Below are 21313 nucleotides of genomic sequence, written 5' to 3'. Positions count from 1 at the left end.
CATGTTCTCGACGGCGATCATGACGTCACTGGCGGCCTCCAGGTCCGAAACCTGGTCGCTGAATCCCTCGGCGTAGCGCCGTTGCCAGCGGAAAGGCGGATGCACCACGACGGTCTGGGCGTCCAGCTTTTCGGCGGCCTGCACGCTGCGCTCCAGCTTCGGGATGGGATTGGCGCCCCACACCCGCTGCGAAATCAACAGGCAGGGCGCGTGCACCGACAACACCGGCACTCGATACCGCTCAGAGAGCTTCTTGACGGCATCGATGTCTTGGCTCACCGACTCGCCCCACACCATCAACTCGACGCCGTCGTACCCAAGGCTGGCCGCATATTCGAACGCGGCCTCCGCCCGCAACGGATAGACCGAGGCCGTCGACAGTCCGACTTTGATTGCGGGGCGCACTGTGCGTGGTGACGCCTAGCCCGACTGCAACGACAATGCCAGCGGACCCAGGGTGATCAGCGCCCCCACGGCGACCGCGATCAGCGTGCTGGCGATGTCCTCCGTCTTGCGAACCACCCGCACCCCCACCACGAGGCCCAGGATGACCAGCACCGACAGCACCAGCGCCACGATGCTGTTCCAGCGCCACAGCTGGTCGAACGCGACGAACAGCCCCGCCCCGAAAGCGACGGCCAGAATCGACTGCAACACGATCAAGCTGGCCCGCCATAGCGCGGCGAGCCTGCCGTGCCCCGCATGGATGCCGTCGATACGGTCGGCCGCAACGTCGGGGTAGTCCTCGGCCCTGTCCTCTGCCCTGTCCTCGGCGACCTGCTTCGTGCCTCCCCGTCGCGCGATCTCATCGGCCAGGGTCTGGCCGCCGAACAGCGTGGTGTCCGACTGCAGCGCGGAATCAGACCGCAGGAAGGAGCGCACGTACGCCGAATCCTGGGTCGCGGTCTCGGCTTCGCCCACCTCGCTGTCCATCACGTCGACCGGGATGTCCGCGTAGTGGTCAACGGGGTCCGGGCGCATCTCCTCGGCGCCGGATTGGGCATCGGATCGGTCGGGCGTCTTGGCGGTGCGGTCCGCGGGTCGTTCGCCCTGGGGCAGGGGCCGCGGGTACGCGCTGCGTTCGGGTGCCGAAGCGCGCGGGGGTTGAGGCGGCGACTTGGGCCAGCGCGGCTCGGGCTCGGACCAGTAGACGGGTTTGGCCGGTTCCTCAGTGACCGGGGCGGTTGCCTGGACTGTTCCGGTCGCCCGGCGCTGCGGCGCGGTGCGCTCGGTGTCGCGGATCACCGGAATCTCTCCGGTCAGCTCCGCGACCGTGACCGCGTCGCTGTCACCGCGCCGGCGGCGGCGCCGCCGGGAGACGGCCGGTTCTCCGATGGTTCCGTTCCTGGCCAGCAGCTCGGCCACCGAGATCGGCCGACTGCCCGGCCCGTCGGTCTCGGAGTGTGGTCCGGTCATGATTTGTCGCCCTTCGATCGGTTCGCGTTCCGATCAGCCTTCTGCTCTCCAGCATCGCGCACCGAACCCCCGAACAGTGCCGTTCCGTCGGCTTCGCTGTCGAGTTTGCGCAAGATCAGCCCCTCCCGTAACGCCCAAGGGCAGATATCCACCGCTTCGATCGACAGCACTCGCATGCTCGCCTCCGCCACCAGGGCACCCGCCACGATTTGTGGTGCCCGCTCGGCGCTCACTCCTTCCAGCTCAGCCCGGTCGGCGGTCGTCATCCTAGAGATGAATGCTATGAGTTGCCTGAGGCCGTTTGCCGTGAGCGTCCGCTTGACCATCGGCCCGGCCGCCGACGGCGCCGCACCGGTCAACCGCGCCAGCGAGCGAAACGTTTTCGAGGTGGCCACCGCGAGGTCGGGTGGGCCCGCTTCCATGACCGCCTCGCTGGCCTCCGCCAGCTCGGCGTCCAGCCAATCCCGCAGCATCGCGACCCGGCGCCTACCGGGCGGATCGTCGGGCAGCCATTCGCGGGTCAGGCGCCCGGCCCCGAGCGGCAGCGACAGCGCGACGTCGGGCTCCTCGTCGACGCCGCTGGATAACTCCAGTGAGCCGCCGCCGATGTCGAGGTTGACGATGCGCCCGGCGCTCCAGCCATACCAGCGCCGCACCGCCAAAAAGGTCAGCCGCGACTCGTCGACGCCGGTCAGCACCTGCAGCTCGACATCGGTTTCCTTGCGCACCCGGGCCAGCACGTCATCGGAATTCTCGGCGTCCCGCACGGCCGATGTGGCGAACGCCATCAGCTCCTCGCAGCCCGAGCTGAGCGCGATCTTGGCGAATTCGTCGATGGTGGAAACCAACTTGTCGGCGCCGCGCTTGGTGATCTTCCCCGAGCTGTCGATGGACTCGGAGAGTCGCAACGTCGCCTTCGTCGAGCTCATCGGCGTCGGGTGCCCACCGCGGTGGGCGTCGACCACCAGTAGATGAACCGTGTTGCTGCCCACGTCGAGCACGCCCAATCGCACAGCAACAACCTAGTCGGGCGACGATGCGGGCCGCTTTGCGGCCCGCGGAGGAGCCCGACAATCCAACCCCGTCGGGCGACGATGCGGGCCGCTTTGCGGCCCGCGGCCTGCCCTGCGCGACGGCTCGTTCGCCGAGCCTGTAATCCCGCAGGCCTGTACTCGCACTTTGTCTGCAGATTTACCGGCTGGGCGAAGCTCCGGGCGGGCGGAGTCGTGGACTAACGTTGGAGGCGTGGCAAATTCGCACCCAGAGGGGGGATCCGCGGGCCAAGAGGTCGAATTGGACTTCGCCCGCGAATGGGTGGAGTTCTACGACCCGGACAACCCCGAGCACCTGATCGCGGCCGACCTCACCTGGCTGCTGTCGCGCTGGACGTGTGTGTTCGGTACGCCAGCCTGCCGCGGAACCGTCGTGGGCCGCCCGCACGACGGGTGTTGCTCGCATGGCGCGTTCCTGTCCGACGACGACGACCGCGCCCGGTTGGACGACGCCGTGAAGACGCTGACCGACGACGATTGGCAATATCGCGAGAAGGGCTTGAGCCGCAAGGGCTACCTGGAGCTCGACGAGCACGACGGCCAGCCCCAATATCGGACGCGCAAACACAAAGACGCCTGCATCTTCTTGAACCGCCCCGGTTTTGCCGGCGGCGCCGGGTGCGCGCTGCACACCAAGGCCCTCAGGCTCGGCGTTGCGCCATTGACGATGAAGCCCGATGTGTGCTGGCAACTGCCGATCCGGCGCAGCCAGGAGTGGGTAACCCGGCCCGACGGGACCGAAATCCTCAAGACGACCGTCACCGAATTCGATCGCCGCGGCTGGGGCTCCGGTGGCGCTGACCTGCACTGGTATTGCACCGGCGATCCCGCCGCGCATGTCGGTGCCAAGCAGGTCTGGGAAAGCATGGCCGCCGAACTGACCGAGCTGCTCGGCGCGAAGGCTTATGCGGAATTGGCGGCAATGTGCAAGCGCCGCAGCAAGTTAGGCCTCGTGGCCGTGCACCCGGCGACCCGGATAGCCGAGTAGCGCGGGCTCAGGCTGTTTAGGCCTGCTCGGCTGTCTTGTAAGACAACACCATTCGCAGCGCGCTCGCTTGCAGGTAGGCCTCGGTCGCCGCGGCGGCCGCCGCCGCGTCGCGCTCGCAGACGGCCTCGGTGATCGCCCGCAGGTCGGCCACCACGGGCCCGGCGTCCTCGTAGGCGGCGGTCAACTCGTGCTCGCGACCACCGAAGGCCTGCTCGACCCAGCGATACAGCAACCCCAACGCCCGGTTGCGACTGCTGTGGATGAGCACCCGGAAGTACGCGAGGTCGGCGGCCTGGCGCGCCGCGGCGTCGTCGGCGTGCCGTACGGCTGCGAGCGCGGCGCGCAACGCATCGGCGTCCTCCGGCTTGCTGCGCTGCGCCGCCAGGCGGCCGATCAACGGCCCGAGCGCCGCCCGGATTTCCAGCAGCTCGGCCAGGAACTCGGGGCCAAGCTTGCGGACGAGCGCCTCGACGACCGCGGGATGGGTGAGGTCCTCGGGGTCGCAGACCACGTTGCCGCTGCCGTGACGGGCCTCGATCAGGCCCATCTGCTGCAGGCGGGCCAGTCCCTGGCGCAGCGATGTGCGGTTGACGCCGAGTTGGTCGGCCAGCTCGCGCTCCGGCGGCAGCGTCGAGCCCGGAGGGAAGGCGCCGTCGAGGATCGCGTCCGCGATGGACGCGGCGAGCTGTTCGTCCACCCGCTGACGGTCCGGGGGCTGCAGAGCACTTGACTGGTTCATTGGCTCAACCAATATAGTGGACGAACCGCATCGTCGAACCGGACCACAGATGTCATGCATCGATTGTGCGGCCTGGGCGCACAGAGTGCCGTCAGTTACTACCCCGGAGGGCAGGCAGCAATGGACGACGAGATGCGATCGGCCGCCGCACCACGCTGGCGGGGCAAGGCCGGACGCCTGGAAGTCTGGTACGCCACCCTGTCGGATCCGCTGACGCGCGCCGGCCTCTGGATCCACTGCGAGACGGTGGCACCGGTGGGCGACCCGGGTGCCGCGTACGCGCACGGTTGGGCGACGTGGTTTGCGCCCGACGGCCCACCGCGCACCGAGCGATTCGGTCCGGAACCCACCCGGCCGGCCGCCCGGGGGGCCTGGTTCGACGCCGCCGGGGTGCACATGGCTTGGGAAAAGCTGGCCGGCAGCGCCCGATCGCTGGCGTGGGAATTGTGCTGGAAGGACGCCGGCAAGCCGCTGTGGACGTTTCCCCGAGCGGTATGGGAGCGCGAACTGCTGCCGGGCGCCCAGGTGGTGGTCGCACCGACCGCCGAGTTCTCCGGCTCACTGACGATCGCCGGCACGACCGTCGCGATCGACGGCTGGCGCGGCGGTGTCGCCCACATCTACGGACACGGCAACGCCAAACGCTGGGGATGGGTTCACGCCGACCTCGGCAACGGGGACGTCCTGGAAGCGGTTTCCGCGGTGTCGCACAAGCCGGGGCTGCGCAGGCTTGCCCCGATGGCCTTCGTTCGTTGCCGCCTGGGCGGAAAGGATTGGCCCGCAAGACCTTTACCGTCGCTGCGAATGAAAACCACGCTGGGCCTGCGGCACTGGCAGTTGGAGGGGAGCATGGCCGGTCGCCGCGTGCTCGTCCGGGTGGACCAGCATCCGGAACGGTGCGTGAGCCTGGGTTACACCGATCCCGACGGGGGCAGGGCGGTGTGCACCAACACCGAGCAGGCCGACATCTACGTCGACATCGGCGACCGGCATTGGTCCCTGCTGGGAACGGGGCACGCCGAAGTCGGCCTGCGTGCCGCCCCGGACGGTTCGGGGGCGCCCGAGATCAACGAAAGGATCCCCGCGTGAGCTTTGTCCTCGACCCGCCGCTGCTGTTCGCCGCCGGCGTCCTCATCGAGCGGCGGCTGCCCTCGAATCGTCGCGATGTCGCAGAGGCCGCCACTCTCGGGGTGTTCTTCGGCGGGTCGTTCGGCCTCTACAACAACGTGCCGGGCCTCGGGCTGCTGTGGCGTCCCTTCCGTGCTCGCAACGGACGCGACTTCATGTGGAACAGCGGCATTTTCGGCGTGCGGACCGAGCAACTCGGCTGGCAGCTGCACGCGGTGGCGGCCGCCATCTTCGCGACCTATCCGTTCTTCATCAAGTTGGGCCGCCGGTTGGGACGCCTGGTATGAGCAGTCTGGCCGCGTCCTTCGGCAGCGCACTGCTTCCCGAGGAGTACGGCGGCCCGCCCCCGGCCCAGCTCGTCGATCGCGTCGAGCGCTACCTCACGCGGCTGCCGACGACATCGCGCGTGGCCATGCGGGCCGGCATGGCCTCTTTGGCGGCGGCAAGCTATCTCACCACCGGCCGGTCACTGACTCGGCTGAGCCCGGACCAGCGGGAGCGGGTACTGCGGCGAGTCGCCGCCGTCGGCCCCAACGCCGCAGCGGCCGTGGAGGCAATGAAAACGATAGTATTGCTCGCCAACGGCGCCGAAACCTATGCGGCGGAACTTCTTTCGCGTGCCCAAAAGGACAGCGCGGCGCGCCCCGATGCATCCTTGACGATCATCCCCTCGACCGAGAGCCGCTCGGTCATTACCGCCGATGCGGTGATCGTGGGATCCGGCGCCGGCGGGGCGATGGTTGCCCGCACACTGGCGCGGGCGGGCTATGACACCGTCGTGGTCGAGGAGGGGCGCCGCTGGACGGCCGACGAGTTCCGTACCACCCACCCGATCGACCGCTACGCCGGGTTGTACCGCGGCGCCGGGTCCACCGTCGCGCTGGGGCGCCCGTCGGTCGTGCTGCCGATCGGTCGAGCGGTCGGCGGGACGACCGTCGTGAACTCCGGCACGTGCTACCGGCCGCCGCCGGCCGTGGTGCGGCGCTGGCGCGACGATTTCGGCCTCGCCCTCGCCGACCCCGACCGGCTTGCAGAGCGCCTCGACGACGTCGAACACACACTGCGTGTCGCACCGGTCCCGCTGCAGACCATGGGCCGCAACGGGCGCCTGCTGCTCGACGGAGCCGAGCGGCTGGGGTGGCGGGCGGCCCCGATCCCCCGCAACGCGCCGGGCTGCGAGGGCTGTTGCCAGTGCGCCATCGGCTGCCCGCGCAACGCCAAGTTCGGCGTGCACCTCAACGCGTTGCCACAGGCGTGTGCGGCGGGGGCGCGGATCATCTCGCGGGCTCGCGTCGAACGGGTGCTGCACCGGGGCGGGCGCGCCCGGGGCGTGCGGGCACGCCGACCGGACGGGACGGCGCTCGACATCTTGGCCGACACGGTGATCGTCGCGGCCGGTGCCACCGAGACGCCAGGACTGCTGCGGCGCAGCGGCATCGGGACCCACCCACGCCTGGGCCGAAACCTCGCGCTGCATCCGGCGACAATCCTCGCCGGGCGCTTCGACGACGACGTCGTCGCGTGGCACGGCGTGCTGCAAAGCGCGGCCGTTCACGAGTTTCACGAGTCCGACGGCGTGCTGATCGAAGCCACGTCCACGCCGCCGGGGATGGGGTCGATGGTCTTTCCAGGCTACGGCGCCGAGCTGCTGGGCTGGCTGGACCGCGCGCCGCGGGTCGCCACGTTCGGCGCCATGGTGGCCGATCGCGGCGTCGGCTCGGTGTCCTCGCTGCGCGGGCAGACGTTGGTGCGCTACACCATCACCCGGGCCGACGTCGCGAAACTGCTCGTTGCGATGGAGGCGATGGGCCGGCTGCTGTTTGCGGCCGGCGCCGTCGAGGTGCTCACGGGTCTCCCCGACGCGATGACGGTGACGTCGCAGCCCGCGCTACGGGATGCGCTGAGCCGCTGCGACCCGAGAACCCTGCACCTGGCCGCCTTCCATCCGACGGGCACCGCGGCGGCGGGAACCGACGAGCAGCTGTGTCCGGTCGACGAGACCGGGCGAATGCGTGGCGTGCACGGCGTCTGGGTGGCCGACGCGTCGATCCTGCCGAGCTGCCCGGAGGTCAACCCGCAGCTGTCGATCATGGCGCTGGCGCTGGGCGTGGCCGACGAGGTGGTCGCCGCTCGCGCGAGTTGAGTGTGAATCCTGGGCGTTTGCGTGTGCGTCCAGGGCGACGAAACGCCGGTGGGATCGCCGTCATTGCACACTCGACGCCGGCGACGCACACTCGGTGAGTGCCGATCCCCGACTTCATCGTCGAGCTTCGTCGCGCCATCGGCAACGCACCGTTGTGGTTGGCCGGCATTACGGCTGTCACGATCCGCGACCGAAAAGTGTTGCTGGTTAAGCGCTCCGACAACGGCGCCTGGACGGCGGTGACGGGGATCGTCGAGCCGGGCGAGAATCCGGCAGACTGCGCTGCTCGCGAAGTGAGCGAAGAAACCGGGGTCAGCGCGCGGGCTACGCGACTCGCTTGGGTCCACGTGACCCGGCCTGCCGTGCATGCCAACGGCGATCACGCCCAATATCTGGATCACGTATTCCGGATGCGATGGCTATCCGGGGAGCCATTGCCCGCCGACGACGAGACGACCGAAGCGGCCTGGTTCGACCTCGACGAGCTTCCGCCGATGACGACGGACATGCGCCGGCGCATCGCGTTGAGCGCGAGCGACGACGCCCGAACCGTTTTCGACGCGAACTCTTAACCCTCGAGCTTGTAACCCAGCCCCCGCACCGTCACCAGGTGGACCGGGTTGGCCGGATCGGCTTCGATCTTGGACCGCAGCCGCTTGACGTGCACGTCGAGCGTCTTGGTGTCCCCGACGTAGTCGGCGCCCCACACGCGATCGATCAGCTGCCCGCGCGTCAGCACGCGCCCGCTGTTGCGCATCAGGTACTCGAGCAAGTCGAATTCCTTGAGCGGCAAGGTGATCGTGTCGCCGTTGACGGATACGACGTGGCGCTCGACGTCCATGCGGACCGGTCCGGACTCCAGCACGCCGTCGCTGATCTCGGAGTCGTCGTCTCCGCCGCGGCGCAGCACCGCGCGGATCCGGGCGATCAGCTCACGCGCCGAATACGGCTTGGTCACGTAGTCATCGGCGCCCAGCTCCAGGCCGACCACCTTATCGATCTCGCTGTCGCGGGCGGTCACCATGATCACCGGCACGCTGGAACGCGCACGCAATTGCTTGCACACATCGGTGCCCGACATGCCCGGCAGCATCAAGTCGAGCAGCACGATGTCCGCGCCCGCGCGATCGAACTCGGCCAGCGCGGCGGGGCCGTCGGTGACCACCGTGGCCTCAAAGCCCTCCTTGCGCAGCAGGAACGCCAGGGGGTCGGCCAGCGACTCCTCGTCCTCCACGATCAGCACACTCGTCATCGGCGCCACTCCTCCACGTACGCGCGGGTCATCGACTTAGTTCTTCCTCTCGTTGTGACCTGTTGGGCCGCACCTCGCGGCCCCGCGGTTGCTCGGGTTGCTCGTCCCTGTCCCGGTAAGCCGGGATGGACAGCGTGAACGTCGATCCGGTTCCCGGCTTGCTCCACACACCGATGCTGCCGTTGTGGTTGGCCGCGACATGCTTGACGATGGCCAGGCCCAACCCGCTGCCACCGGTGGCGCGCGAGCGCGCCTTGTCGCCGCGGAAGAACCGCTCGAAGACCCGCTCCTGATCCTCGAGGGCGATGCCGATGCCGCGGTCGGTGACGGCAATCTCGATGTTGTCGCCGCGGCGGCGACGGCTGATCGACACCGGCGAGCCGGGGGGCGAATAGGCGATCGCGTTGGACACCAGATTGGCCAGGGCGGTCACCAGCAGCCCCTCGTCACCCAGTACTCGCAGGCCGCTGGGAGCATCGGTGCGCACCTCGATCTTGGCGTTGTCGGCGGCAACCTTGTGGCGCGCGATCGCTTCGGAGACGACGGTGTCGACCTCGACGTCGGTCACTGTGGGCAACCGTTCGGCGCCCTGCAGCCGCGACAACTCGATCAGCTCGGCGACCATGTCCCCGAGCCGGTTGGCCTCGATGAGGACCTTCTCCGCAAACCGGCGAACCGTTTCCGAGTCGTCCGCCGACGCCAGCAGGGCCTCGGCGAGCAGGGCCATTGCTCCGACCGGGGTCTTGAGCTCGTGGCTCACGTTGGCCACGAAATCCCGCCTGGTCGCTTCCATCCGGGCGTAGTCGGACTGGTCATGGACGAACACCACCGCAAAGCGGCGGTCTTCCTCGCTCAGCAGGCGGGCCTGCCCGTGCACCGACAGGCCTGAGCGGCCCGACGCACGTTTGCCGGGCCGCAAATCGAACTCGACGTCGACACCACTGAGCGCCTGCTGCGCGGCCTGCCAGGCCTGGTTGTCGAGCTGCCGATCGCGCACCAGCCCCAACTCTTTGGCCCGGTCGTTCAGAAACACGACGTCGCGATGCGAATCCACCACCGCGGCCCCGAGCGGCATCAGCGCCACGATGCGTTGCAACATCTGCGCGACGGTGATCCCGGACCATTCGGCGGTGGATTGCTGGCGGCGCTGGGCCACCCGCGGCGATAACCGGGTGCCGACCGCAACACCTACGGCCAGCGCCAGCAAGGACAAGACCCCGGCCAGCAACAGCGCCGAGAACACAGTCACATACAAAATCCTACAAATCTGGTGAACGCCGCCCTAGCGGAGCGAGGCCAAAATCGGACAAGTCACATCTTGCGCTATAGGTGTTCCGCTTCCGTTCACTCGATGTTTGGCAAACATGCCTTTAAAGCCGCGCCGGGCCCGCGATCAAAGTCATCCCCGCCCCTGCCCGGCAACGGCGGCCGCACCCGCGGCGGCGGCCTCCGGGTCGAGGTAGGTACCGCCCGGCAGCACGGGCCGCATGTCCGCATCCAGGTCGTAGCGCAACGGGACGCCGGTCGGGATGTTCAACCCCACGATCTCGTCATCGGACATCCCGTCGAGGTGCTTGACGAGCGCGCGCAGCGAGTTGCCGTGCGCGACGATCAGCACGGTCTTCCCCGTCCGGAGATCGGGGACGATCACGTCGGTGAAATATGGCAGAAAACGCACCACCACGTCGGCCAGGCATTCGGTCAGCGGGCCGCCCCCGATGTTCGCGTAGCGGGGGTCGGCATCCTGGCTGAATTTGCTGCCCCGCTCGATCGGCGGCGGCGGCGTGTCGTAGCTGCGGCGCCAGGCCATGAACTGCTCTTCCCCGTAGCGCTCCTTGGTCTCCGCCTTGTTCAAACCTTGCAACGCCCCGTAGTGGCGCTCGTTGAGCCGCCAGCTGCGCCGCACCGGTATCCACAGCCGGTCCGCGGTGTCCAACGCAAGGTGCGCCGTGGAGATCGCGCGGCGCAAGAGCGAGGTATAGAGCACGTCGGGCAACAGGTCGTGTTCGATCATGAGCTCGCCGCTGCGCACCGCTTCGGCCCGGCCCTTCTCGGTCAGCCCCACGTCCACCCAACCCGTGAACAGGTTGAGGGCGTTCCAGTCGCTCTCACCGTGGCGAAGCAGCACCAGCGTGGCCGTGTCTCCCATGCGGGTTAGTCTCTCACGCAGCGTGGGCGCCGTCGCGAGCCGAACCTGGCTGCGAATTACCGTCCGATTTCTCGCCGTGCGGTTCGGCTCGCGGCGCTAGTCGTCGTCGTCGATCAGATGGGCGAACGCCTGCAGGTTCTTCAGCGACTGCCCGCGGGACACTCGCCACTCCCACTCCTTTTGTATAGACGAGCGAAAACCCAACTCCAGCAACGTATTGAAGTCCGAATCCACCGCTTCGAGCACCTGTCCGAGAACCCGGTCGATCTCGTCGGGGTCGACCGACGCCAGCGACATGCGCCCCACCAGGTAGACGTCACCGACGTTGTCCAGCGTGTAGGCGACCCCGTAGAGCCGGCGGTTTCGCTTGAGCAGGAAGCGGTAGACGCCCTCGTGGTTCTCGTCGGGCTTGCGGCAGACGAACGCCTCGACGCGAACCGAATGCTCGCCGACGCTCAGGATGGTGTTGGTCTTGAGCTTGCGCTCGCCCGGCAGTTCCACCACCAGTCCCGGCAGGCCGCCATGTGCCCCAGGGAATTCCGAGTACGTCAGCCCGCCGGCCTGCAGCGCACGCTCGATCACCGAGCGCACCTGCCCGGGAGATGTCATGCGCCCACTCCGCGACGCGACGTCCAGCGGCGCGGTTTGCGCATCGACGCCCGGTCGCGAAACCTGCGCTGGCGCTGCGCGGTGAAGTCGCCGATCGCCCGTCGATAGCTGGCCAGCAGCGCGTCAGTGGTGTTGTCCCACGAGAACGTGGCGGCGTGGGCCGCGGCCGCGCGGCTCATCGCCGCCGCCAGCGGCGGATCGAGCCGAAGGAGCCGATCGAGGGCATCCGCCCAGTCGCCGACGTCATGCCCGGACACCAGGCTGCCGGAGATTCCGTCGCGCACCGCCACCGGAAGACCGCCGACCGCGGCCGCCACCACCGGCGTGCCGCAAGCCTGCGCCTCAACCGCGACCAGGCCGAAGGACTCCGAATAACTCGGCACCGCAACGAGATTGGCCGCCCGGAACAAGGTGACCAGATCGGCGCGGGACTGTGGTGGCAGGAAGGTCACCCGGTCGGCGATGCCCAGTTCGCCGGCCAGGCGAGCCAGCCCATCGGGGGAGGCGAGACCGTTGCCCGACGGGCCGCCGGCGATCACCACGTGAACCCGGGGTAGTTTCGCCGCGGCGCGCAATACGATGTCGGGCGCCTTCAGCGGCTGTATGCGTCCGACGAACGCCACCACCTCTTCGTCGAGGGGCAGTCCCAGCGCGGCCCGGGCCGTCCCGCGATCACCCGGTCGGAACTGATCCAAATCCACCCCGGGATGCACCACGTCGATCAGCGCCGGATCGGCGTGGTGGATCGAAATGAGTTGGTGCGCTTCGTCATCGGTGTTGACGATGAGCCGGTCCGCCTCGTCGACGACTTGCTGCTCCCCGACGGTACGCAGCGGCGGTTCGGGCGCCTGCCCGACGCGACCATCCGCGACTGCCGAGTTCTTCACCGCCGCAAGCGTGTGCGCGGTATGCACCAAGGGCACCGCCCAGCGGTCGCGGGCCAGCCATCCCACCTGTCCGGAAAGCCAGTAGTGCGAGTGGACGATGTCGTAGTAGCCCGGTTCGTGCGAGGCTTCGGCGCGCAGCACCCCGGCCGCGAACGCGCACAGCTGGGTGGGCAGATCGTATTTGTCCAGGCCCTCGAATGGTCCCGCCACCACGTTGCGCACCAGCACGCCCGGCGCCACGCGTACGACCGGCGGATCTGCCGACGCGGTGGCCCGGGTGAAGATCTCCACCTCGATGCCCCGCCGGGCCAGGTGCAGCGCGGTTTGCAGGACGTACACGTTCATGCCGCCGGCGTCGCCGGTCCCCGGCTGGGCGAGCGGGGAGGTGTGCACGGCCAATACCGCGACCCGGCGGGGGTCTATATCTTCCCGGCGCCGGAAGACGTCGTCGTGCCGCACGCTTTCATCTTTACAGGACGCGGCGCCAGGTGGCCGAAGCGCGCTGGACGCGCGGTCGCGTCAGGCCGACGATTCGTCGGCGTCGACGTCGCGCACCCGCGAATCGAGCGCCCCGGCCCGCCGCATCGCGCCCAGCGGGTCGGCATACAGGCCGCCCAGCGACACCGTCCCCGCCCCGGCTTCCTGCACCCGGTTACCGAAGGCGGTGACGCGGACATCGCGCGGCGCCAGCACCGAGCGCGCGGCGAATGCCGCCTCCATGTCCTCCATAGCCTCCGGGTACTCGGTGAATGCCTGGCCGCCGACCACCAGCTCGTCGGGGTTGAGCAGGTCGCGCAGCAGCGCCACCGCCTCGCCGAGCACCCGGGCGCGTTCGCGCAGCAGTCCCTGGGCCTGCCGGTTGCCGGCTCGGGCCACCCGAAGCAGCTCCGTCATCGCGCTCGTGGACCCGATGGTCCGCGCGGCGGGGCCGGCCGAGGCAAGGCCGGGCAGTATCTTCAGCCGTCGGGCGGCGGCCAAGACCGCCTCGTCGCTGACCGTGGACTCCAGCTGACCGCTGCCCCCGAGCAGCTCGGAATGAGCGGGCAGGGGCGCGATGGTGCCGGGGCCGCTGGCCGGGCAGTGCACCCGTCCGCCGATCACCAGCGCGTAGCCCACGGTCTCGCGGGCGTAAACGTACAGGCTGGTCGGTGAACTCGGCGCGAACCGCCGCAGGCCGAGCAGGAGCTCGGCGCCGGCCATGGCGTCGACGTGGGAGGCGACCGACACCGGCAGGCCCAGCGCGTCGGCCAGCACGGGTCCGACCGGCGCCTGCCGCCATCCCAGCCGCGGGTGGTCGACATGGCCGGTGGTGCGGTCGACGGTGCCACCGATGGCCACCCCGACCCAAAGCGGACGCCGCCGGTGCCAGCGCCTCAAGTACCGGCTGGCGCTCTCGGCCAGCGACGCCAGCGCGGGCCCCGCAGAGGAAAGCGGTGTGGGGGTCTCGACGGTGTCCAGCGTGCGCCCGAACAGGTCGGTGGCCACGATGCTGGTGGTGCGCGCGCCGATGTGGATTCCCAGTGTGACGAACGGTTCGTGGTTGACCTCGACCGGCACGCGCGGCCGGCCGATCGCCCCGGAGACGGCCAGGTCGGCGCGCTCCCGCAGGAGGCCGGCCTCGAGCAGCGCAATGACCTGGCGATTGACGGTGGCGATGCTCAGCGAGGTGATGGCGGCGATGACGTCGCGGCCGACCGGGCCGCGCAGCCGCACGGCCCGGAAGACGGATGCCGCCGCGGCGTCGGCAATGTGCAACGCCGGCGGCAGGACCTGGCGGTGCGGCCGCGGCTGGCTCTTGCGGCCGGGAGAATGGTGGCTATGGGTAAGGGTTGTCGAGCGCACGAGCGTCCTTTGTCGTCAGTTCCGATGGCCGGTCTTTGGCCCTACCTGAAAGTTCAGGAGCGGCAAAGTGCGCGGCAACAACACGCACTTGCCGCGCAAAGACACGCGGCGGTGTTGTTGAACAAGGCGCTGTGGTGCACCCCGAAAATTTAGCACGTTTATTAGAGTTGTTCCGGTGATTGCAGCCGGCGGCGACAAACGAGTTGCGGTGGTTACCGGAGCCAGCTCCGGTATCGGTGAGGAAACCGCCAAAACCCTTGCGGCCCTTGGGTTTCACGTTGTGGCCGTGGCGCGTCGGGCGGACAGGATCAACGCGCTTGCCGACAAAATCGGCGGGACCGCCATTGTGGCTGACGTCACAGACAATCGCGCGGTCGATGCGTTGGCGGCCAAATTGCACCGGGTCGACGTGTTGGTCAATAACGCCGGCGGGGCCCGCGGGCTGGAATTTGTCGCCGAGGCCGACTTCGAGCACTGGCGGTGGATGTGGGAGACCAACGTGCTGGGGACGCTGCGGGTCACGCGCGCGCTGCTGCCCAGGCTCGTTGAGTCCGGCGACGGCCTGATCGTCACCGTAACCTCGATCGCGGCGCTCGAGGTTTACGACGGCGGCGCCGGCTATACCGCGGCCAAACACGGCCAGGGGGCGCTGCACCGCACGCTGCGCGGTGAGCTATTGGGAAAACCGGTGCGGCTCACCGAGATTGCCCCCGGCGCGGTCGAGACGGAGTTCTCGCTGACCCGGTTCGACGGCGATCAGCAGCGGGCGGACGCCGTCTATCGCGGCATCACACCGTTGGTCGCGGCCGATGTCGCAGAGGTGATCGGTTTCGTGGCCACCCGACCTGCACACGTGGATCTGGACTTGATCGTCATCCGGCCTCGTGATCAGGCCAGCGCTACCCGATTCAACCGCCGGGCCTAGCCTCGGGACTGGTGGTAGGCGTTCCCGACAAGCTCGGCGCGTTCGACGGGGTGACCGGCGCGGTGACGGGAATCTGGGTGGACGGCGGATGCGCCGTCGGCGGGGGCAGCGCCGACATCGCCACCCAGGTGTCCCAGTCGACGGCCCAGTCCCAGATGTCGCCGTCCGAGTAGGACAGCTGGATCGAGCTGCCGGTCACCTCCACGGGGTCGCCGTACATCGCGCTGTGGTAGTACTGCTCGGCGTCGCCGGTCGACAGGTTGATGCAGCCGTTGGTGACGTTGCTGTTTCCCTGCGCACCCGCACTCATCGGGTTGGCGTGGATGAACTCGCCGTTATTGGAGATCCGCACGGCCCAGCGCTCGTGGGCATTGCTGTACCCGGCGGCCGGGTTGGACATGTAGAAGTCCGCGTACTTCTCGGTCACCACGTGGATGCCGTTGCGAGTCACGTTGCGCGCCTTGTCGGCCTCGCCGTAGCTGCACGGGAAGTCCATGATGACGCCGGCGTCGGTGACCACCTGGATGCGGTGCGAGGAGACCTCGGCCTTCACCACCTGCCGCCGACCGATCTGGATCTTCAGCGAGATGTCGTCGGCGCCGAAGGCACCGTCGCCGAACGGCAGTCCGTAGAACTTGGCGTCGACGTTGACCGTGGTGCCGGCCGGGTAGTACTCGCGGGTGCGGTAATGTGCGCGCGCGCCCTGCGCCTCGTCCGGCAGCCAGGCCCAACTGCCCTCGACGGGCGGGTTGGTGGTGACGGTGAGCGCCTTCTCGACCGCGGCCTTGTCGGCGATCGGCGCGTCGAACTGGATGATGATCGGCGCCGCTATCCCGACGGTCTGCCCGTCGGCCAACTGAAAGGCTCCGCTGATCTTCTTGGTGGGCGACACGGTGGTGAACTTGCCGGTCAGCGGGACCGCCTTGCCGTCATGGCCGACGACCGAACCGCTCCAGGTGTAGGTCGAGTCGTAGCCAAGCGGCTCGGTGGTGGTGTAGACGGTGCGGTCGGAGTTGAACGACCCGGCAACCACCTTGCCGGACGAGTTGGCCAACGCCACCTTCTGGAACCAGCCGTCGCTCACCTGGACGCTGACAGGAGCGATCGGAACCACGTCGGCGGCGGCGTCGGCGGGCTGGTACTTCACGCGCGGCGCCGCCGGCTGCTTCTTCTCGGCCTGCTGGGCCGCCGGGCCGGCGCAGGCCGCCAACGCGCTGGGAGCGAATACACCAAGCCCGAGGGCCGCCAAGGCCAAGCGCCGGTTGATCGGCGGCGGGGTGGATGTGTTCACGGAAATTAAGGATACCGTGAGACAAGACCGCTACCCCGCCACGACGATTCGACGGCGCCGTGCCGCAGCAGGGGATTTATGGCTACAGCCGGCATCCGACCAGGACAGGTTCCGGTTTGAGTGTGATGCCAAACACATCGCGGACTCCGTCACGTACGGTGCGAGCGAGCGATATGACGTCCTCGGCGGTGGCGCCGCCGCGGTTGGTCAGTGCCAGCGCGTGCTTGGTCGACAGGCGGCTCGGCGCTTCCCGAGCGCCCGGCTCCGGATGCGGATAGCCCTTCCCGAAGCCCGCCCGCTCCACCAGCCAGCCGGCGGCCAGCTTCACACCGCCGGGCGCGGGATAGTGCGGAATCGGCCCCTCGACAGCAACCGCCAGCCGCTCATAATCCTCCGCGGCGACCACGGGGTTGGTGAAGAACGAACCCACACTCCAGGTGTCGTGGTCGGCCGCGTCGAGCACCATTCCCTTGGCCGCGCGCAGCGTCAGCACCGCGTCGCGGACAGCCTTCGGGTCGGCGCGCTCGCCGCTGCCGACGTTCAACGCGGTCGTCAGTTCGCCGTAGCGCAGCGGTGCGCTGCGGCCGGATGCATCCAGGGCGAATTCCACTTCCAGCACCACCCAAGGCATTTTGCGTCCCAATGGGTCGGCTCGTTTGAAAACGCTGGTGCGGTATCCGAAGGCGAGCTGCGCGCCCGGCACCCAGCGCACCGCGCCATCGCTGCGATCCAGCACCCGGACCCGCGTGATGTTGTCGGACACCTCGACCCCGTAGGCTCCGACGTTCTGCACCGGCGTCGCGCCGGCCGAGCCGGGGATGCCGGACAGGCATTCCAGCCCACCCAGGCCGTGCTCGATCGTCGCGACCACCACGTCGTCCCACACCGCGCCCGCCTCCGCGCGCACCAGGTTTCCGTCCACGGTCACGCGGTCGTTGGCCAACCGGACAGCGGTCAGGTCGGTCAGGGTGTCGGCGACCACCAGGTTCGAGCCCCCGGCAAAAACCAAGGGGTCCCCGTTCACGGGTTCTTCGGCCTTGGCGTCCAGTTGCCGCAGGACGGCCACCACCTGATCTGTGCTGGTGCAGGTGATCAGGCGGCGGGCGATCGGCCCGACCCGCAGAGTCGTCAACGGCGCCAACGGCATCGTCTCGGCGACCCGGGCGCCGGCGAAGACAGAACCGGCACCGCTCGTTTTCATGGCCCGTAACGGTAGCCTGGCCAGCTATGCCGCGTTCATTCGAGTTGACGGCGGACTACGAGGACAGCGTCGAAGAGCTTCACCGGGCGTTCCGCGAGGAAGGGTACTGGCGGGCCAGGCTGGCCGACATTCCCGTCGACGACGCGAGGCTCGAGTTGCTGCGCGTCGGCGGCGAGCCCGGCGATGAAGGCGCGGGCGACGGCACCATCGACGCAATCACGCTGCAGGTGGTGCGCAGCCACAACCTCCCCGCCCTCGTCAAGCAGCTGCACAGGGGCGATCTGTGCGTCCGACGCGAAGAGACGTGGGGACCCATCATCGACGGTGTGGCGACGGCCGTGATCGTGGGCGCGATCGTGGGGACCCCGGTGCACGTATCGGGGACCGCAGAGCTGTCGCCGCTTCGCCCCCGCCATGCGCGGCTCACCTATCGGATCGCCGTCAAGGTGCGGATCCCGCTCATCGGCGGCAAGGTGGAAAGGCTCATCGGCACCCACTTGGCCGATCTGGTGGCCCGCGAACAGCACTTCACGACGGAGTGGATCAGCGCGAACGCGTGATTCCGCCGGACACCGCGGCGTGCATCGTCGCCGGGCCCAGGATGATCGCCCGCCTTCTCAGCACGCCGCACCGCGGCGTGCATCGTCGCCGGGCCTAGGCTTGGCTGCATGCGAATCGCGTTGGCGCAGATCCTCAGTGGCAGCGACCCCGCCGCAAACCTGCGGCTGGTGCACGACTACGCCGGCCAAGCCGCCGGCGCCGGCGCGCGGCTCGTGGTGTTCCCGGAGGCGACCATGTGCCGATTCGGGGTGCCGCTGGCGCCTATCGCCGAACCGGTCGACGGGCCCTGGGCGAATGCCGTGCGCCGGATCGCGACCGATGCGGGCATCACCGTGATTGCCGGCATGTTCACCCCCGCCGGCGACGGGCGGGTGAAGAACACGCTGATCGTCGCCGGGCCCGGCGCTCCCAACCGCCCGGATACGCACTACGACAAGATCCACCTCTACGATGCCTTCGGCTTCACCGAGTCGCGCACCGTCGCGCCCGGGCGCGAGCCGGTGATCGTCACGGTCGACGAGGTTGGAGTGGGGCTGACCACTTGCTACGACATTCGCTTTCCGGCGCTCTACACCGAGCTGGCCCTCGCGGGCGCCCAGCTGATGGTCGTCTGCGCCTCCTGGGGCGCGGGCCCCGGCAAACTCGAGCAGTGGACGCTGCTGGCACGGGCACGGGCGCTGGACTCGACCAGCTACGTCGCCGCCGTAGGTCAGGCCGAACCGGGTGAACCCGGATCCGGCTCGGGGGCGCCGACCGGGGTGGGCGGCAGCCTGGTGGCCTCGCCTATGGGTGAGGTCGTCGCCTCGGCCGGCGAACGTCCGCAGCTGCTGGTTGCTGACATCGACGTCGACCGGGTGAACGAAGCGCGCGACAAGATCGCGGTGCTGCGTAACCGCTCGGACTTTGCTCAGGCTGATAGGGCACAATCGGTCGGGTGACGAACCCACAGGGACCGCAGGGACCACCGAACGAGGGACCGTCGACGTGGGCCCGTCCCGGCAATCACGGTCCGTTCGGCCCGCCCCCGACCGAGCGGCCCACGGAGCGGATAAGTACCGGCGGCCACGGCCAGGCGCCGCGGCCTCCCGTGGCCGCTCCACAGTCGCAGCCGACCGAGCAGCTGGGGCCGCCCCGCGCCGGCATGCACCGCGCCGGATACACGTCTTCGCCAACCCCACCCGCGAACCCGGCGGAGCAGGTGGCCGCCCCGAACGCAGAGCCGGCACCGGTGAAAAGAAAACGACGTTTCCTTCGCGACCCGCTGTCCATCCTGCTGATCTGCATCATCGTGTTTTCGCTGCTCATCGCGGGTCTCGTCGGGGCGGAGCTGTATGCGCGCCACGTCGCGAACAGCAAGGTCGCCCAGGCGGTGGCGTGCGAGGTCAAGGATCAGGCCACCGCGTCGTTCGGCGTGACGCCGCTGGTGTTGTGGCAACAGGCCACGAAGCACTTCACCAACATCTCGGTGCAGACGGCCGGCAACCAGCTCCGTGACGCCAAGGGCATGAAACTGAGCCTCAACATCAAAGACGTCCGGCTGAACTCGACACCGACGTCCAAGGGCACCATCGGCTCGCTGGATGCGACCATCACCTGGACGTCGGACGGGATCAAGCAGTCGGTGCAGAACGCGATCCCGGTCCTCGGCCCGTTCGTCACCAACAGTGTGATCACCCACCCCAGCGACGGCACCGTCGAATTGAAGGGCATGCTCGACAACATCACGGCCAAGCCCGTGGTGTCCGGTAACGGGCTGGAGCTGCAGATCATGAGCTTCAATGCGCTCGGCTTCACCATGCCTCGGGAGTCGGTGCAGTCGACGCTGGACGACTTCCTGTCCAACCAGACCAAGAACTTCCCGCTGGGTATTCACGCCGACAGTGTGCAGGTCACCAGTAGCGGTGTCACCAGCCACTTTTCGACGCAGAATGCCACCATCCCCAACGGCAACAACAACAACCCCTGCTTTGCCAACCTCTGAGGATCGGCGTTAACCGCCTTGGCTCAGCCCGTCGAGCACCGACCGGGTTCCTGACAGGCCCAGTCTGGTCGCCCCTGCGTCGAGCATGGCCGTGGCGTCGGCGGCCGTGCGGATACCGCCGCTGGCCTTGATCCCGAGCCGCCCGCCGACGGTCTCGGCCATCAGGGCGACGGCATGCACCGATGCCCCGCCCGCGGGATGAAACCCGGTCGAGGTCTTGACGAAGTCGGCGCCGGCGTCCTCGGCGGCGCGGCACACCGCTGCCAGGGCGTCACCGCCTGCCGCGCTCAACAGCACCGCGGACTCCACGATCACCTTGAGGACGGCTCCGGGCACCGCGACGCGCACTGCCGCGATGTCGGTTCGGACCGCATCGAAGGCACCGGCCAGCGCGGCGCCGACGTCGACGACCATGTCGATCTCCACCGCACCCGCCGCCGACGCCTGCGCGGCCTCGTGCGCCTTGATCGCCGACACGTGCTTGCCCGACGGGAAACCCGCCACCGCGGCCACCCGTTCGGCGCCGGCGCCCACCGCGACCGGCACCATCGACGGCGAGACGCATACCGCGTAGACGCCGAGTTCGGCGGCTTCGGCGACCAGCGCGGCCACGTCGGCGTCGGTGGCCTCGGGCTTGAGGAGTGTGTGGTCGACCATCGCCGCGAGCTGTGCGCGGGTGGGTTGGGTCCCCACTAGAACGTTTCTTCCGCGCCGCCGGGATTGCAACGCGAGGCGACCATTTCGGCATCATCGACGACCGGTCGCCACGGCTCGAGGTTCCAGCTCGGCTTGCCGGGCTGGACCAGTTCGGCAAACTGCCAGTGGCAGATGAATTGGGCGCGCATACCGGGGGTGTCGGCGTCCGGCGACAGCGCGAGCACCTCGGCCCACGCCGCATCGGCCAGGCCCGTCGCGTCCGCCGTCACCGGCTCGCCGGCGGCCATTCGCCCGGACGGTGTCGGGAACACCCGCAGGCTGGCCAGCCCCCGCCACTGCGTCCACTCCGTGTGGTCGATGAAGGGCGGGGACGGCGAGGGCGAGTGGGCCGCGCCGCCCGCAGATCCGGCCCCTGAATTTGTCCCTGGGTCGGCGACGGCGGCCGGCGGCCCGGATGGCCACGTCAGCAGGACGACGAACGCCGCCGGTGCG

23 protein-coding genes are annotated in these 21313 nt (G+C 68.9%); 9 read left to right on the top strand and 14 right to left on the bottom strand.

Annotation, left to right across the window (positions count from 1 at the left end):
* From JO059_RS03170 to JO059_RS03160, 3 genes are all read right to left on the bottom strand, one after another.
* Positions 1-405: TIM barrel protein (locus tag JO059_RS03170; RefSeq protein ID WP_293314666.1), on the bottom strand; the 405-nt coding region annotated here is incomplete at its 3' end.
* Between the two features lie 15 nt (positions 406-420).
* Positions 421-1416, bottom strand: a complete 996-nt coding sequence (locus JO059_RS03165) for a hypothetical protein (protein WP_293314665.1) — start codon at positions 1414-1416, stop codon at positions 421-423.
* Positions 1413-2429, bottom strand: a complete 1017-nt coding sequence (locus tag JO059_RS03160; protein ID WP_293314664.1) for a Ppx/GppA family phosphatase — start codon at positions 2427-2429, stop codon at positions 1413-1415. The genes JO059_RS03165 and JO059_RS03160 overlap by 4 nt, the downstream gene beginning before the upstream one ends.
* Positions 2430-2661: 232 nt before the next feature.
* Between JO059_RS03160 and JO059_RS03155 the strand changes: the two genes are divergently transcribed.
* Complete coding sequence (locus JO059_RS03155) at positions 2662-3456, top strand: hypothetical protein (RefSeq protein ID WP_293314663.1); 795 nt, start codon at positions 2662-2664, stop codon at positions 3454-3456.
* A gap of 16 nt (positions 3457-3472) precedes the next feature.
* Here JO059_RS03155 and JO059_RS03150 read toward each other — a convergent pair whose 3' ends face one another.
* Positions 3473-4195, bottom strand: a complete 723-nt coding sequence (locus JO059_RS03150) for a GntR family transcriptional regulator (protein ID WP_293314662.1) — start codon at positions 4193-4195, stop codon at positions 3473-3475.
* Positions 4196-4315: 120 nt separating this feature from the next.
* Here JO059_RS03150 and JO059_RS03145 point away from each other — a divergent pair, with 120 nt between their 5' ends.
* The 4 genes from JO059_RS03145 to JO059_RS03130 all read left to right on the top strand — a co-directional run bounded on the left by JO059_RS03145 (position 4316) and on the right by JO059_RS03130 (position 8038).
* The gene (locus tag JO059_RS03145) at positions 4316-5284 is read left to right on the top strand and encodes a hypothetical protein (protein ID WP_293314661.1); all 969 of its coding nucleotides are present in this window, start codon (positions 4316-4318) and stop codon (positions 5282-5284) included.
* A complete protein-coding gene (locus JO059_RS03140; RefSeq protein WP_293314660.1) occupies positions 5281-5610 on the top strand; it encodes a hypothetical protein in 330 nt (109 codons plus the stop codon). Before JO059_RS03145 ends, JO059_RS03140 begins: the two co-directional genes overlap by 4 nt.
* On the top strand, positions 5607-7466 hold the full coding sequence (locus JO059_RS03135; protein WP_293314659.1) for a GMC family oxidoreductase N-terminal domain-containing protein: 1860 nt from the start codon (positions 5607-5609) through the stop codon (positions 7464-7466). Before JO059_RS03140 ends, JO059_RS03135 begins: the two co-directional genes overlap by 4 nt.
* Before the next feature lie 98 nt (positions 7467-7564).
* Positions 7565-8038 carry an NUDIX domain-containing protein gene (locus JO059_RS03130; RefSeq protein WP_293314658.1) on the top strand — a complete coding sequence of 158 codons (474 nt, stop codon included), beginning with the start codon at positions 7565-7567 and terminating at the stop codon, positions 8036-8038.
* On the opposite strand, the gene regX is transcribed toward JO059_RS03130, so the two are convergent.
* The 6 genes from regX to JO059_RS03100 form a co-directional block, all read right to left on the bottom strand.
* Positions 8035-8718: a two-component sensory transduction protein RegX gene (gene regX / locus JO059_RS03125; RefSeq protein WP_085077597.1), complete on the bottom strand. Its 684-nt coding sequence runs from the start codon at positions 8716-8718 to the stop codon at positions 8035-8037. The two genes, JO059_RS03130 and regX, sit on opposite strands and share 4 nt — an antisense overlap.
* A 28-nt stretch (positions 8719-8746) precedes the next feature.
* A complete protein-coding gene (locus JO059_RS03120) occupies positions 8747-9967 on the bottom strand; it encodes an ATP-binding protein (RefSeq protein WP_293314657.1) in 1221 nt (406 codons plus the stop codon).
* A gap of 150 nt (positions 9968-10117) precedes the next feature.
* Positions 10118-10867: a phosphoglyceromutase gene (locus JO059_RS03115; RefSeq protein WP_293314656.1), complete on the bottom strand. Its 750-nt coding sequence runs from the start codon at positions 10865-10867 to the stop codon at positions 10118-10120.
* Positions 10868-10963: 96 nt separating this feature from the next.
* Positions 10964-11476 carry a YbjN domain-containing protein gene (locus JO059_RS03110; protein ID WP_293314655.1) on the bottom strand — a complete coding sequence of 171 codons (513 nt, stop codon included), beginning with the start codon at positions 11474-11476 and terminating at the stop codon, positions 10964-10966.
* Complete coding sequence (gene mshA / locus JO059_RS03105) at positions 11473-12822, bottom strand: D-inositol-3-phosphate glycosyltransferase (protein ID WP_293314654.1); 1350 nt, start codon at positions 12820-12822, stop codon at positions 11473-11475. Before mshA ends, JO059_RS03110 begins: the two co-directional genes overlap by 4 nt.
* Positions 12823-12882: 60 nt before the next feature.
* Positions 12883-14205 carry an ROK family protein gene (locus tag JO059_RS03100; protein ID WP_293314653.1) on the bottom strand — a complete coding sequence of 441 codons (1323 nt, stop codon included), beginning with the start codon at positions 14203-14205 and terminating at the stop codon, positions 12883-12885.
* Between the two features lie 175 nt (positions 14206-14380).
* Here JO059_RS03100 and JO059_RS03095 point away from each other — a divergent pair, with 175 nt between their 5' ends.
* Positions 14381-15130 (top strand): SDR family oxidoreductase, encoded by a 750-nt coding sequence (locus JO059_RS03095; protein ID WP_293314652.1) that lies wholly within the window; start codon positions 14381-14383, stop codon positions 15128-15130.
* Here the strand turns inward: JO059_RS03095 and JO059_RS03090 are convergent.
* The gene (locus tag JO059_RS03090) at positions 15114-16427 is read right to left on the bottom strand and encodes an Ig-like domain-containing protein (protein ID WP_293314669.1); all 1314 of its coding nucleotides are present in this window, start codon (positions 16425-16427) and stop codon (positions 15114-15116) included. The genes JO059_RS03095 and JO059_RS03090 overlap by 17 nt on opposite strands.
* Positions 16428-16503: 76 nt before the next feature.
* On the bottom strand, positions 16504-17622 hold the full coding sequence (locus JO059_RS03085) for a UDP-N-acetylmuramate dehydrogenase (RefSeq protein WP_293314651.1): 1119 nt from the start codon (positions 17620-17622) through the stop codon (positions 16504-16506).
* A 26-nt stretch (positions 17623-17648) separates the two neighbouring features.
* Here JO059_RS03085 and JO059_RS03080 point away from each other — a divergent pair, with 26 nt between their 5' ends.
* The 3 genes from JO059_RS03080 (at position 17649) to JO059_RS03070 (ending at position 20164) form a co-directional block, all read left to right on the top strand.
* Complete coding sequence (locus JO059_RS03080) at positions 17649-18182, top strand: DUF2505 domain-containing protein (protein ID WP_293314650.1); 534 nt, start codon at positions 17649-17651, stop codon at positions 18180-18182.
* Positions 18183-18290: 108 nt separating this feature from the next.
* Positions 18291-19121, top strand: a complete 831-nt coding sequence (locus tag JO059_RS03075) for a carbon-nitrogen hydrolase family protein (protein ID WP_293314649.1) — start codon at positions 18291-18293, stop codon at positions 19119-19121.
* Positions 19118-20164 carry an LmeA family phospholipid-binding protein gene (locus JO059_RS03070; protein ID WP_293314648.1) on the top strand — a complete coding sequence of 349 codons (1047 nt, stop codon included), beginning with the start codon at positions 19118-19120 and terminating at the stop codon, positions 20162-20164. The genes JO059_RS03075 and JO059_RS03070 overlap by 4 nt, the downstream gene beginning before the upstream one ends.
* A 9-nt stretch (positions 20165-20173) precedes the next feature.
* Here the strand turns inward: JO059_RS03070 and deoC are convergent, their stop codons facing one another.
* Together deoC and JO059_RS03060 are read right to left on the bottom strand one after the other, a co-directional pair.
* Positions 20174-20821, bottom strand: a complete 648-nt coding sequence (deoC, locus tag JO059_RS03065) for a deoxyribose-phosphate aldolase (protein WP_293314668.1) — start codon at positions 20819-20821, stop codon at positions 20174-20176.
* 35 nt (positions 20822-20856) lie between these two features.
* A complete protein-coding gene (locus JO059_RS03060) occupies positions 20857-21291 on the bottom strand; it encodes a DUF2599 domain-containing protein (protein ID WP_293314667.1) in 435 nt (144 codons plus the stop codon).
* Positions 21292-21313: the final 22 nt, after the last annotated feature.

The sequence above is a fragment of the Mycobacterium sp. genome (genome assembly GCF_019247615.1).
Lineage (GTDB): Bacteria > Actinomycetota > Actinomycetes > Mycobacteriales > Mycobacteriaceae > Mycobacterium.
This window is presented reverse-complemented; position numbering and strand designations above follow the sequence as displayed.